Annotated in this window: 14 protein-coding genes and 1 tRNA gene; 7 read left to right on the top strand and 8 right to left on the bottom strand. The window is 67.9% G+C overall.

Annotated elements, in window-relative coordinates; genetic code table 11:
- Positions 1 to 43 precede the first annotated feature (43 nt).
- Entirely contained in the window at positions 44 to 1552 is a 1509-nt protein-coding gene (locus RJQ01_RS06755; RefSeq protein ID WP_350475967.1) for a SulP family inorganic anion transporter, read from the top strand.
- Positions 1553 to 1579: 27 nt separating this feature from the next.
- Here the strand turns inward: RJQ01_RS06755 and RJQ01_RS06750 are convergent, their stop codons facing one another.
- Genes RJQ01_RS06750 through RJQ01_RS06740 form a run of 3 tightly spaced genes read right to left on the bottom strand, consistent with a single transcriptional unit; the run spans position 1580 to position 3087 of the window.
- Complete coding sequence (locus RJQ01_RS06750) at positions 1580 to 2011, bottom strand: hypothetical protein (protein WP_350475966.1); 432 nt, start codon at positions 2009 to 2011, stop codon at positions 1580 to 1582.
- A 9-nt stretch (positions 2012 to 2020) separates the two neighbouring features.
- Positions 2021 to 2725: an aquaporin gene (locus tag RJQ01_RS06745; RefSeq protein ID WP_350475965.1), complete on the bottom strand. Its 705-nt coding sequence runs from the start codon at positions 2723 to 2725 to the stop codon at positions 2021 to 2023.
- Positions 2726 to 2736: 11 nt separating this feature from the next.
- Positions 2737 to 3087, bottom strand: a complete 351-nt coding sequence (locus RJQ01_RS06740; RefSeq protein WP_350475964.1) for a metalloregulator ArsR/SmtB family transcription factor — start codon at positions 3085 to 3087, stop codon at positions 2737 to 2739.
- Positions 3088 to 3236: 149 nt separating this feature from the next.
- Here RJQ01_RS06740 and RJQ01_RS06735 point away from each other — a divergent pair, with 149 nt between their 5' ends.
- Positions 3237 to 3644: an arsenate reductase ArsC gene (locus RJQ01_RS06735; RefSeq protein WP_350475963.1), complete on the top strand. Its 408-nt coding sequence runs from the start codon at positions 3237 to 3239 to the stop codon at positions 3642 to 3644.
- 25 nt (positions 3645 to 3669) lie between these two features.
- On the top strand, positions 3670 to 4077 hold the full coding sequence (locus RJQ01_RS06730) for a hypothetical protein (RefSeq protein WP_350475962.1): 408 nt from the start codon (positions 3670 to 3672) through the stop codon (positions 4075 to 4077).
- A gap of 7 nt (positions 4078 to 4084) precedes the next feature.
- Here the strand turns inward: RJQ01_RS06730 and RJQ01_RS06725 are convergent, their stop codons facing one another.
- On the bottom strand, positions 4085 to 4588 hold the full coding sequence (locus RJQ01_RS06725; RefSeq protein WP_350475961.1) for a MarR family winged helix-turn-helix transcriptional regulator: 504 nt from the start codon (positions 4586 to 4588) through the stop codon (positions 4085 to 4087).
- A gap of 93 nt (positions 4589 to 4681) precedes the next feature.
- On the opposite strand from RJQ01_RS06725, the gene RJQ01_RS06720 reads away from it, so the two are divergent.
- Positions 4682 to 4753 (top strand) — tRNA-Gln (locus tag RJQ01_RS06720).
- Positions 4754 to 4838: 85 nt separating this feature from the next.
- Here RJQ01_RS06720 and RJQ01_RS06715 read toward each other — a convergent pair.
- Positions 4839 to 5597, bottom strand: coding sequence for a hypothetical protein (locus RJQ01_RS06715; RefSeq protein ID WP_350475960.1), 759 nt, complete (start codon positions 5595 to 5597; stop codon positions 4839 to 4841).
- Positions 5590 to 6021, bottom strand: coding sequence for a hypothetical protein (locus RJQ01_RS06710; RefSeq protein WP_350475959.1), 432 nt, complete (start codon positions 6019 to 6021; stop codon positions 5590 to 5592). Before RJQ01_RS06710 ends, RJQ01_RS06715 begins: the two co-directional genes overlap by 8 nt.
- Before the next feature lie 985 nt (positions 6022 to 7006).
- Here RJQ01_RS06710 and RJQ01_RS06705 point away from each other — a divergent pair.
- The 3 genes from RJQ01_RS06705 (at position 7007) to RJQ01_RS06695 (ending at position 10209) form a co-directional block, all read left to right on the top strand.
- Positions 7007 to 7594 (top strand): hypothetical protein, encoded by a 588-nt coding sequence (locus RJQ01_RS06705; protein ID WP_350475958.1) that lies wholly within the window; start codon positions 7007 to 7009, stop codon positions 7592 to 7594.
- Between the two features lie 140 nt (positions 7595 to 7734).
- Complete coding sequence (glmU, locus tag RJQ01_RS06700) at positions 7735 to 9183, top strand: bifunctional UDP-N-acetylglucosamine diphosphorylase/glucosamine-1-phosphate N-acetyltransferase GlmU (protein ID WP_350475957.1); 1449 nt, start codon at positions 7735 to 7737, stop codon at positions 9181 to 9183.
- A 48-nt stretch (positions 9184 to 9231) separates the two neighbouring features.
- Positions 9232 to 10209, top strand: coding sequence for a ribose-phosphate diphosphokinase (locus RJQ01_RS06695; RefSeq protein ID WP_350475956.1), 978 nt, complete (start codon positions 9232 to 9234; stop codon positions 10207 to 10209).
- A gap of 109 nt (positions 10210 to 10318) precedes the next feature.
- Here the strand turns inward: RJQ01_RS06695 and RJQ01_RS06690 are convergent, their stop codons facing one another.
- On the bottom strand, positions 10319 to 11680 hold the full coding sequence (locus tag RJQ01_RS06690; protein WP_350475955.1) for a transaminase: 1362 nt from the start codon (positions 11678 to 11680) through the stop codon (positions 10319 to 10321).
- A gap of 77 nt (positions 11681 to 11757) precedes the next feature.
- Positions 11758 to 12135 (bottom strand): hypothetical protein, encoded by a 378-nt coding sequence (locus tag RJQ01_RS06685; RefSeq protein ID WP_350475954.1) that lies wholly within the window; start codon positions 12133 to 12135, stop codon positions 11758 to 11760.
- Positions 12136 to 12145: the final 10 nt, after the last annotated feature.

Raw genomic sequence — 12145 nt, 5'->3', positions numbered from 1 at the left:
TTCTTGTTCTCGGCCTCCTCGGCCCCACCAGTTGGGAGCCTTCGTGGCTGCTTCTCCCCGTGCCCTCCTGCGCTCGTCGCAGACGATCACTGCTCTGCGCAGCCCGCGTATCCTCACCCGCGAGGTTCTCGCGGGTCTCGTCGTCGCGATCGCGCTCATCCCCGAGGCGATCTCGTTCTCGATTATCGCGGGCGTCGACCCCCGGGTCGGCCTGTTCTCGTCCTTCGTCATGGCCGTCTCGATCGCCTTCCTCGGCGGACGCCCCGCCATGATCACCGCGGCGACGGGGGCGATCGCACTCGTCATCGCACCGGTCGCGCGCGAGTACGGCACGGACTACTTCATCGCCACGGTCATCCTCGGCGGGCTCATCCAGGTCGTCATGGCGGCGGCGGGCGTCGCGAAGATCATGCGCTTCATCCCGCGCTCCGTGATGGTGGGCTTCGTCAACTCGCTCGCGATCCTCATCTTCACGGCGCAGTTCCCGTACCTGTTCGGCGTGCCGTGGGAGGTCTACCCCTTCGTCGCCCTCGGTCTGCTGATCATGATCGGGATGCCCCGTCTCACGACCGTCGTGCCCGCTCCGCTCGTCGCGGTCGTCGTCGTGACGGTGCTCGTGGTGTGGATGTCGATCACCATGCCCACCGTGGGCGATCAGGGCGAATTGCCCGAGAGCCTGCCCGAGCTGCTGTGGCCGGATGTTCCGCTGAACCTCGAGACGCTCGGCATCATCGGGCCGTACGCAATCGCGCTCGCGGTCGTGGGCCTGCTCGAGTCCCTCCTGACGGCGAAGCTCGTCGACGACATCACCGACACCCCGTCTCGCAAGACCCGCGAGGCGTACGGGCAGGGCGTCGCCAACGTGCTCAGCGGCCTGTTCGGCGGCATGGGCGGGTGCGCGATGATCGGCCAGACGATGATCAACGTGAAGGTATCCCGCGCCCGCACGCGGCTGTCGACCTTCTTCGCGGGGGTGTTCCTCCTCGCCCTCGTTCTGCTGCTCGGCGACGTCGTCGCCGTCATCCCGATGGCCGCTCTCGTCGCCGTCATGATCATGGTGGCCTACGCCACTTTCGACTGGCACAGCGTGCAGTGGAACACCCTGAAGCGCATGCCCAAGAGTGAGACCACCGTCATGGTGGCGACCGTCGTCGCGGTCGTGATCACGCACAACCTCGCGATCGGCGTCGGGTTGGGGGTCATCGTCGCGATGGTGCTCTTCGCCCGCAGGGTCGCGCACTTCGCGACCGTCGACCGTCGCATTGTCGAGGAGCGGGACGGCACCTTCTCCGCGCTCTACCGCGTCAACGGGGAACTGTTCTTCGCCTCCAGCAACGACCTCACGACACAGTTCCAGTACAAGGACGACCCGGACGAGATCGTCATCGACCTCTCCCGGTCGCACATCTGGGACGCGTCGACGGTGGCGGCACTCGATGCGATCACGACGAAGTACGCCCGCTACGGCAAGACCGTCGAGATCATCGACATGAACGATGCGTCGTCAGCGCTGCACGGGCGGCTTGCCGGCCACCTGGGCGCCGCGCACTGACCGAGGCGGGCGCCTCGCGACCCATCGTCAGCGGGTGAGCCCCATCTGCAGGTCGACGCGGTAGCCGTTCTTCGTGGCGGCGATCACGATCGGGATGCGCGGCTTGTCGCCGCGACCCTCCAGCCGGCGGATCGCCTCGTCGACGACGCCCTCGAGCCCGCGCGGAACGGTGCCGACCACGCCGCTCACGCGGCGCCCGGCGAAGACGCGGATCTCAAGCGGAGCATCCACCTTCTCCTGCTCGAGAGAGCGGGCCGGTGTCGCCGTGGTGAGCGTCTCGGGATCTTCGCCGCTGAGCGCCGCGAGCTCGTCCTGGTGGGCGTCGCTGCCCGCGAGCCGCATCGTGGTCGACTTCTTGTTCGGCACGAGGTCGTAGTCGTAGTCGTCGAGCGAGCCGCTGCCGCGGTCATGCTTCGGCAGGTGGGCGTCAGCGGTGGGGGAGCGTCGCCAGAAGGGCATGCGCCGATGCTAGCCGCTGCTGCCGCGCTGCGAATCGGCCACGACCGTCACGGTGCGCGGGTAGAGCAGCACAGCGAGCCCGACGGCGATCGCGGCGCCCAACAGCTGCGCGGCGATGAAGCCCGGGGCGCTCGCCGGGGCGATTCCCGCGAAGGTGTCTGACAGCATCCGCCCGATCGTGATGGCCGGGTTCGCGAAGCTCGTGGACGCGGTGAAGAAGTACGCCGAGCCGATGTAGGCGCCGACCGCGGCGGCCACCCAGTCGAGCCGGTTCGAGCGCACGAGCGCCAGGATGACGAGTACGAGACCCGCCGCGGCAACGACCTCGGCGAGCAGGGTGGCGGCGGTCGCGCGCTCGGTCGTGCTGATGGTCACGGCGGGCAAGGCGAACATGGCGTTGGCGAGAACCGCGCCGGAGGCGCATCCCGCGACCTGTGTGGCGACGTACGCGGGCGCATCGCGCCACCGCAGGCCGCCGAGGGTCGCGATCGCGAGGGTCACGGCGGGGTTGAGGTGAGCGCCGCCGACGGGGCCGAACACGAGGATGAGCACGGTGAGGCCCAACGCCGTGGCGATCGCGTTGATGAGCAGCTGCACGCCGACGTCGGGCGTGAGCGTCGTCGCCATGATGCCCGAGCCAATGACGATCGCCGCCAGCAGTGCGCTGCCAAGGTACTCGGCGAGCAGGCGGCGGGGCAGCGGGGCAGCGGTCATGCGTCGTCGGCTCAGACGGTCACGAGGAGGTGGGCGACCGAGTCGAGCGAGCCGGGCACGAGGCGGAAGTACGCCCACGTGCCGCGCTTCTCGCGCTCGAGGTAGCCGGCGTCGACGAGTACCTTCAGGTGGTGCGAGACGGTCGGCTGGCTGAGGCCGAGCGGCGCGGTCAGGTCGCACACGCAGGCTTCGGCGCCCTCGCTCGCGGCGACGATCGAGATGAGCCGCAGCCGCGCGGGGTCGGCGAGCGCCTTGAGCGAGCGGGCGAGATCGTCGGCATGGTCGGCGCTGATCGTCTCCCGGGTGAGGGGCGAGCAGCAGGCTGCGACGTCGATGACGGGCAGCAGTTCTCGGGTCGTCATGCGAGCATCCCCTCGTTCACCGCGCGTTCACGCGGGCTCGGTGTCATGGACATCGATCGCTGGAGCGAGCGTATCCTCTTCATTGACACTCATCAATACGGCGGACCGCTCAGGTGACACCGCCCACGCCCAACCCTTCGGGAGCATTCGTGACTGACACCCCCACCGTCCTCTTCGTCTGCGTGCACAACGCGGGGCGCTCGCAGATGGCGGCGGGGTATCTGCGCCACTTCGCCGGCGACCGGGTCGAGGTGCTCTCTGCCGGCTCGGAGCCGAAGGATCAGATCAACCCGGTCGCCGTCGAGGCGATGGCGGAGGAGGGCATCGACATCGCGGGCAGCGCTCCGAAGGTGCTCACGACCGACGCCGTGCGGGCATCCGACGTCGTTATCACGATGGGCTGCGGCGACGCGTGCCCGATCTTTCCCGGCAAGCGCTACGAGGACTGGCAGCTCGACGACCCGGCCGGGCAGGGCATCGAGTCGGTGCGCGTGATCCGCGACGACATCAAGGGCCGCATTCAGGCGCTTCTCGCCGAGCTCGTCCCCACCGCCTGAGCCCGACTGGCCGTACGATGTGAGGGTGACCGAGCCCCTCGACGCCATCGCCATCGCCGCCGAGGTCTTCGCGTGGCTCGCGCTCCCCGTCGGCATCGTCCTCCTCGCGGTCGGCATCGGCCGCCGGGCCTGGTCGAGCCGATACACGACGGCGAAGGCCGTCGTCGCGACGGTGCGCGACCGCGACGCGAAGATCCGCTGGTTCGGCGCGGAGGGCGACGTGCGCGAGAGCACCTCGCCGCTCACGGGCCAGATCCCCGCAGTCGGGGATGCCCGCACCGTCTGGGTGCATCCCTCGCGGCCCGACACGCCCCGCCTCGACGACCCCGCGCATGACGGCCGCGTGCTGCTGACTCTCGGCGGCATCCTCACGACGGTCGGCGCCATCGCGACGATCATCGCGTTCGTGCTGCCGCTCATGGCGAGCGCGTAGGCGTCGCTCAGGCGGGCAGCTCGTCGAAGCCGGCGCCGAGCGTGCGCAGAAGGTCGGCGAGCTGAGTCTGGTCGGCGCGTGGCAAGCGCTCCAGCAGCTCGGCCTCGCTCTGCAGCAGCACGCCGATGGCGCGATCGACGCGGCTGCGCCCCTCCGCCGACATCCTGACCCGGATGCTGCGCCCATCGTTCGGGTCGGTATGACGCTCGACGAGCCCGCGCACGGTGAGCCGGTCGACCCGATTGGTCATCGTGCCGCTCGACACGAGCGTCTGCTGCAGCAACGCCTTGGGGCTCAACTCGTAGGGTTCGCCGGCGCGGCGCAGGGCAGAGAGCACGTCGAACTCCCACGACTCGAGCTCGGAGGCCGCGAACGCGGCCTTGCGTGCACGGTCCAGGTGGCGCGCAAGTCGGCTCACACGTGAGAGCACCTGCAGCGGTTCGACGTCGAGGTCGGGGCGCTCGCGGCGCCACGCGTCGACGATGCGGTCGACCTCGTCCGGCTGCGTCATCCCCCCATTATCGAGGTGCGAGCCTGCACATCGCTCGGCGGGCGCACGAGCCTCGCTCTGGCAGACTGGATGCGGCTCCTCGCGGGAGCACGATCCGCCTTGGTGTAATGGCAGCACGACAGCCTTTGGAGCTGTGAGGTCCAGGTTCGAGTCCTGGGGGCGGAGCGGCGCCACAGCGCCGCTCCGGCGTGAGAGTAGCTGGAGCCCTGCCGTGAGTTGGCGTCGACACCGCGATGGTTGACGCGATCTCTCACGTGCGCGCAACAACATGACGCCTGATGAGTGCGACGAGCGCTTCAGTGTTGATTTCTAGTTGCGGTCGTGTGGAGCGAGCGCTCAGTGATGTCGCAATGTCCGTCAAGGCGCGTTGCGCATCGCGCCGAGCGGCTCTCTGCGGCTTGTTGAGCGTCCATCCACCGATCGAGTCCGGCTCGAGATTCTCGACGATCCATAGGAGGTTGTGCAGGTCAACGAGGTCGCGGTCGGCTCTCCGGCTCCGAAATGAACTCGCCTTGATCACGGTGGCAATCTCGACCGTCGGCACGCGTGCGGCGAACGTCAGCACTTCGCCGTCACGTAATTCGACACTTGCCCGAATGACTATCGGCTCGCTGGCAAGTGCGAGGCTCAGTCCCGGCGCCGCGTCGAATCCGCGCCCTCCGAGTTGCTCGGTCTGGAATCGACCTGTGCGACTGGGCACGAGCAGGTCGATCTGCCGCTCTTGTCTGGTGTAACTGTTGCCGGACTGCGCCTCGTAGCCCGCCTGAATGAGCAGGTGGTGAGCAACACCGGAGCTGGCGAGTTCGGTGTCAATCGCGGCATCGGCATCTGCGGTACGACGGGGCACTGCCTGCCTCGCGGGAAACGCCGTGAGGAGAAGATTGACCATCTGGCCGCCAACCACGCGAACGTTGTGGAGACGCGTGATGTCGCATACGTCCGCCAGTGCGCGGTAGGCCAGGTCGTCGGCAGTGCTCGTGGAGATCGTGATGGCGTCGACCTCAATCACTGTCGTGCCATCCGTCTGTGGCGTAGTGAATGAGCCGCTCCACGGCTTGATCCACATCGGAGCCCCCGCTTTCGCGAACGTCGTACGCGCAGAGAAGGGGATCGACAATGGCGTTCTCGCTGATCTTCTTTCGTGCGTAAGCGGCGGCGATCGGCCAGATCGTCTGGTCTGCCGGCACGGTGACGGCCAGAGTCGCTTTCCCGGGCGTCGACTCTGCGAAGCCTTCCGCGGCGAGCCGGAGCCCTGTTCGGGCGTAGACGACGGCCGTTCTGGGCGTGCGCCACGGAACCATGAGGTCTGCCGCGGCGTCTCCCGACCACAGCACGGTCTCATCATGACGCGACGCGAGCTGTGCCTGCTGAACGATCGGGTTGAGTCCGTACCAGTACTGCGTGATCCCTCCGGCCCCCGGGTATTCGGTCATGAAGAGCTCCGCAACTTCCCGCCGATCAGTCGCGACCCATCCTTGAGACGTCTTCTTCGCGCGACCTTGCAAACGACTGAGATTCTGCGAGACCGCCGCTTGCGTCACGCCGATCTCCGCTGCGAGTTCTCGTTGCGTACGTGGACGTCGACTGCGGACAAGTGCTCGGAGTAGGCCGAACCGCGCCCACGCGGTCCTTCCCCGATGTGCGCGGATCGCCGAGTGCTGTGGCTCTGGTTCGTACCGTTGACGGTTCCACCAGACGACTCCGTCTGTGGTTGCGACTACAGCGATGTTGGCGTCACCTGATGCGAGGCGGGCGAGACTCTCCGTCAGACGTGGGACGACGTAGACCACGACACGGTCTTCGCGCTCGGCGGCAATGTCTGAAGGAGAGGGCGGTGATTGTCTGGTGCGCAGCCGCGCGTGGCGGCCGGCGATCTCGGCGTCAGTGGAGCTCTTCACCTCGACGGTGATACCCGATGCTGTGAGCAAGTCGATGGCAGCGCTTGCGGTCGTTGCCATGGGTTCTACCCCTCACAGTCATAAGCTTGTCCAGTCATCATCAATATAACTTATATCGCTTGAGTCCACTACAACTTATATCGACAATGCCGGAATTCGCACCGAGACTCCCTGACGCCGCATGCTGATTGACAATCGACTGTGACGTAGCTGCCGGGCTGACCTCACGACCTACCGCACCGGCTCCGGCACACACAGGGGAGCAACCAGTGACCCGCATGAGGACCAAGATTGTCGCGGCGGTTTTCGAAGACGCGCTCTGGGCTTCACACCATCGACGGCGCTCGAGCTTGGGTGCTGCCGAATCCATGCACGGCGCTGTGCGCAATCATCAAGCGTCTCCTACGCGAGTGCGGCTACACGCCCGACCAGGCGTCGAGCGCGACGTAGCGGGAGCACGCATAGGCTGAAGCGCTGGCTGCGGCGTGGGCACAGTAGTCTTCGATCAAAGGGGAAGCTGATGGGCAAGCTTGCCGGCTCCGTTGCCGTCATGTTGACGATCGTAGGAACACTGCTGTTGATGGGTCTTGCTGTCGGAGCTTGGCAGGCCATGTTCGAGGGCGCGAGTTGGGCAGGCGTTGGCCCTCTCGTGATTCCCACGATCGCCGCACTTGCTCTTGGCGCCCTGTTCGAGCGGGGGGCGAAGTCGGCGGGTTGGGATGTCACAACGTGGAAGCCGGTTGATCCACGGGCGCCATCGTCGACAACCAACTCTTCTCAGGGACACGGCAGTGCGGAGCCCGACGGAGCACGGGTCTTAGCGATGGACGGATTCCTGGCAAGTTACGGGAGTGTCGACGTCGACTGGCGTCGACGGTGGGATGAGGCGCATGCGACTGCCGCGTCGATACCTCCGTTCGAGCATCGTCCCTATTGGTCACCGATCGGCCCGCACGGGGAGCTCGTTCCGATCACCCATCTGGCGTTCTATGGGGTAGACCACCGCCGACGAATGTCGATGGACAGCAGCACACCTCAGGAGCTACGAGATCTCATGAAGAATGATCCGGACCCGGGCGTGCGTGCCAACGCATCGCGCACTCTGTGAGCCTCGGGCATTCTGGGAATCGCCGCGAAGACTACGTCCGGCGTTGGATCCACCCCAAGGCCGATGGTGGAGGGTGTCCACGAGCGTTGCAGCTACAGGCCTAAACCGCGACACGTCGTGCTGTGCGAGATGATGGACTCATGACCGACAGCCACCTTGCCGTCATCGTTCTCGCCGCCGGGCAGGGCACGCGTATGAAGTCGCGCACCCCGAAGGTGCTGCACCCGCTTGCGGGCGTGCCGCTCATCGGCCACGTTCTCGCGACAGCCCGCGCCCTCGACCCCGCGCACGTCGTCGCCGTGGTGCGGCATGATCGCGACGCGGTCGCCGCCGCGATCACCGAGCTGGATGCTCACGCGATCATCGCCGACCAGGACGAGATTCCCGGCACGGGCCGAGCAGTCGAGGCGGGTCTCGCCGCGCTGCCCGACGACTTCGATGGCGACGTGCTCGTCGTCTCGGGTGACGTGCCGCTCCTCGACGCCGAGACTCTCGCCTCCCTGCTCGCGCGGCACCGCGGCGCGGAGGCCGCCGCGACCGTGCTGAGCGCCGTGCTCGATGACGCGACCGGGTACGGCCGCATCGTGCGCGACCCGGCCGGGGCGCTCGATCGCATCGTCGAGCAGAAGGACGCCTCCGACGACGAGCTCGCCGTGACGGAGATCAACTCGGGCACCTACGTCTTCAGCAGCCGTCCGCTCCGCGACACCCTCGCCCTCGTCTCGACCGACAACGCGGCGCAGGAGAAGTACCTCACCGACGTCATCGGTCTGCTGCGCGGCAGCGAGCATCCCGTCGCCGCCCTGCCGGCCGGCCAGAGCTGGATCGTCGCCGGCGTCAACGACCGCGTGCAGCTCGCCGACGCGGCCCTGCGCCTCAACCAGATGATCGTGCGCGGCTGGCAGCTCGCCGGCGTCACCATCAGCGACCCCGCGAGCGTGTGGATCGACCGCACCGTCACGCTCGAGGAGGACGTCGAGATCCTGCCAGGCACGCAGCTCAAGGGCGCAACGGCGATCGCGCGCGGCGCCGTCGTCGGCCCCGACACGACCCTCACCGACTGCGAGGTGGGCCAGGGCGCACGCGTAAGCCGCACCGACGGCACTCTCGCCGTCATCGGGGCGGGCGCATCCGTCGGACCGTTCGCCTACCTGCGCCCCGGCACCCAGCTCGCCACGGACGGCAAGATCGGCACCTTCGTCGAGACCAAGAACGCGGTGATCGGGGTCGGCAGCAAGGTGCCGCACCTGAGCTACATCGGCGATACGACCGTGGGGGAGGGCTCCAACATCGGCGCCGGCACGATCACCGCCAACTACGACGGCGTGCAGAAGCACCGCACCGAGGTCGGGTCGCACGTGAGGAGCGGCTCGCACAACGTGTTCGTCGCCCCCGTTAGGATTGGGGACGGAGCGTACACGGGAGCAGGAACGGTGGTTCGCAAGGATGTTCCGGCTGGCGCCCTGGCGGTGAACCACGCACCGCAGCGCACTGTTCCACGGTGGGTGGCGGCGAATCGCCCGGGGACGGCTGCGGCGAAGGCGGCAGCGGCCGCATCCGCGCACGATGAGGACTCGGCGACCGAGTAGGCGACCAGAACACGACAAGTCGCACAACGCGGCGGAAGGCGGGCAGCAGTGGCCAGCATCAAGATCACCGGCCAGAAGAGACTCGTCATCGTGTCGGGGCGCTCGCACCCCGAACTCGCCGCGCAAGTCGCCGACTACCTGCAGACCGATGTGGTGCACACTGACGCGCGCACCTTCGCCAACGGGGAGATCTACGCGCGGTACGACGAGAGCGTGCGCGGCTGCGACGCCTTCGTCATCCAGTCGCACGCCAAGCCCATCAACGAGGCGCTCATGGAGCAGCTCGTCATGGTCGACGCGCTCAAGCGCGCCTCGGCGAAGCGCATCACGGTCGTCGCGCCCTTCTACCCGTACTCGCGGCAGGACAAGAAGGGGCGCGGGCGCGAACCCATCAGCGCGCGCCTCGTCGCCGACCTCTTCAAGGCCGCCGGCGCCGACCGCATCATGAGCGTCGACCTGCACGCCGCACAGATCCAGGGGTTCTTCGACGGGCCCGTCGACCACCTCTTCGCGATGCCCGTGCTGCTCGAGCACTTCCGCGCCCAACTCGACCCCTCGACGCTCACGGTCGTGTCGCCCGACATGGGGCGCGTGCGTGTCGCCGACATCTGGAGTCAGAAGCTCGGCGCGCCCCTCGCGATCATCCACAAGCGCCGCGACCCCATGGTGCACAACCAGGTGACCGTGCACGAGATCGTCGGCGAGGTCGAGGGCCGTGTGTGCCTGCTCGTCGACGACATGATCGACACCGGCCGCACGATCGTCAAGGCGGCCGAGGCGCTCAAGAAGTCGGGCGCGACTGGCGTCGTCGTCGCGGCGACGCACGCGATCTTCAGCGACCCGGCCTTCGAGATCCTCCAGGACGAGGCGATCGATCAGGTCGTCGTGACCGACACACTGCCGGTGCCGGAGGACAAGCGCTGGGACCGCCTCACCGTGCTGCCCATCGCCCCGCTCCTCGCCCGCGCGATCCACGAGGTGTTCGACGACGGGTCGGTCACCAGCATGTTCGACGGCGCCGCCTGACCTGCCGGGGCACCTCTGCTTGGGCACAACTGTGCCCGTGAGCGGCAACTGCGCCGTCGGTAGCGCCCACAGTTGCCACTAGGCGGCGCACTCGCGCCCAGCGACCGCCCTACAGCGCGAGCAGCGCGCGGATGCACGCCTGGAAGACCTCGTGGTGAGCATCCACGTCTGCTCTCGTCGTCATGGGCGCCATGAGGGCCATGTTGTGGAACGGCGTGAGCATGATGCCCCGGTTCGCCAGGTAGAGGTGAATGAAGTCTTCCAACTCGCCGTCGGCGGCGTGCGCGGCCTCCGTTCCGTTGCGCGGGTACGGGCGCGCGAAGCGGTACTCGGCCCGCGCCCCGAGCTGGTTGATCGCCCACGGCAGGTCGTAGCGATCGAACAGCTCGTTCACGCCGTCGGTGAAGTACGTCGCCGTGTCGATCATGTGCGCGAAGGCCTCATCGGTGAGCACGTGCTCCAGCGTGGCGCGCATGGCGGCGACGGACACAGGGTTGCCCGCGAGGGTGCCGCCGACGCCGCCCATGTCGACGAGATCGAGGTCGTCGCGCGCGAGGGCACGCTCGGCGAATTCGGCAGACAGGCCATAAGCGCCGGTCGGGATGCCCCCGCCGATCGACTTGCCGATGACCACGAGGTCGGGGTCGAGTTCGTAGGCCCGCGTCATGCCGCCTGGCCCGGCCGAGAACGTGTGGGTCTCGTCGATGATGAGCAGCGCGTCGTACTGGCGGGTGAGCGCACGGACGCCCTCGAGGTAGCCGGGCCCGGGAAGCACGATGCCGATGTTGGTCAGCGCGGGCTCGATGAGCACCGCGGCCACGTCGCCGTGCGCGAGGGCGCGCTCGAGGCCAGGCAGGTCGTTGTACTCGGCAGCGCGAGAGGTCTCGGTCACATCGACGGGCGCGCCGACGTTTCCGGGGCGCGACATGCCCTCGCCGTCGGGCCCGACGACGATGAGTGACTCGTCGACCGATCCGTGATAGCAGTACGAGTGGAAGAGGATCTTCGGCTTTCCGGTGATCGCGCGCACGAGTCGAATCGCCCAGCGATTCGCATCCGTCGCCGTCAAGGAGAAGCTCCAGCGGTCCATGCGGAACCGGCGCGACAGCTCGGCGCCCACCCACTCGGCATCCTCCGTCGGCAGCATCGTCACAAGGCCGCCCTGCTCGCCGATGCGGCGCGTGACCGCCTCGATCACCGCCGGGTTCGAGTGCCCGGCCATCGCGCCCGTGTCGCCGAGGGCGAAGTCGATGTACTCGTGGCCGTCGATATCCCACACGCGGTTGCCCTGCGCGCGGTCGAGGTAGATCGGGAAGGCGCCCGACTTCTTGTTCATCCACGTCATGGGCACGCGGCCAAAAAGATGGTCAGCGCTCTCGTAGGCGGCGCGCGAGCGGGGTCGCGCCGCGGCGAAGGCGGCTTGCTCGCGCTCGGTGAGCTCGGCGAGGCGGGTGCGATCGATGACGGTCATGCGCTCATTCTGGCCCGGACTGGCGGGGAGAGTGCAGTGCGCGTTGGCGCGATGCCTCGCACCAGCCGTCAGGCGAGTCACACGCGCGTCGTGGGCACGAGTCGCGGCGGGCCCGGGATGAGTCCCAGAAGGGCAACCCGCACCTCGCCCGTGGGGGCGACGGCGTAGCAGTTCCACCCGAGCGTGTCGGGCGAACCGAGCTCGAAGGCCACACGGGAGGGCGTGCGCTCGTTGGCGTAGAAGTCGACCGCGATGCGGCACGACCTCTCCGCCGTGGATTGCGCGATCGCCCAGGAGGTGAGCGCGCCGGGCACGACCATGGCGACCATGGTGACAAGGGCGACAATGCGCATGACGCGGCGGCGTCGCTCCCACGGGGTGCGCGCCTCGTCGTCGAATCCGTCCCCGTAGTCAGGCTCCTCATCGAGCTCGCGGGGGTTCTCGTCGTTGGTCATCCCCTCCAGT

Source organism: Microcella sp. (assembly GCF_040286215.1).
In the GTDB taxonomy this organism is placed as follows: Bacteria; Actinomycetota; Actinomycetes; order Actinomycetales; family Microbacteriaceae; genus Microcella.
The sequence above is the reverse complement of the archived record's forward strand: the minus strand, read 5'-3'. Positions and strand labels throughout refer to the sequence as shown.

Coding starts and splice junctions, on each gene's coding strand:
- RJQ01_RS06690 (WP_350475955.1), bottom strand. CDS start 11,680: ATGACCGTCATCGATCGCACCCGCCTCGCCGAGCTCACCGAGCGCGAG.
- RJQ01_RS06710 (WP_350475959.1), bottom strand. CDS start 6,021: ATGACCGAATACCCGGGGGCCGGAGGGATCACGCAGTACTGGTACGGA.
- RJQ01_RS06725 (WP_350475961.1), bottom strand. CDS start 4,588: ATGACGCAGCCGGACGAGGTCGACCGCATCGTCGACGCGTGGCGCCGC.
- RJQ01_RS06685 (WP_350475954.1), bottom strand. CDS start 12,135: ATGACCAACGACGAGAACCCCCGCGAGCTCGATGAGGAGCCTGACTAC.
- RJQ01_RS06750 (WP_350475966.1), bottom strand. CDS start 2,011: ATGCCCTTCTGGCGACGCTCCCCCACCGCTGACGCCCACCTGCCGAAG.
- RJQ01_RS06705 (WP_350475958.1), top strand. CDS start 7,007: ATGGGCAAGCTTGCCGGCTCCGTTGCCGTCATGTTGACGATCGTAGGA.
- RJQ01_RS06740 (WP_350475964.1), bottom strand. CDS start 3,087: ATGACGACCCGAGAACTGCTGCCCGTCATCGACGTCGCAGCCTGCTGC.
- glmU (WP_350475957.1), top strand. CDS start 7,735: ATGACCGACAGCCACCTTGCCGTCATCGTTCTCGCCGCCGGGCAGGGC.
- RJQ01_RS06745 (WP_350475965.1), bottom strand. CDS start 2,725: ATGACCGCTGCCCCGCTGCCCCGCCGCCTGCTCGCCGAGTACCTTGGC.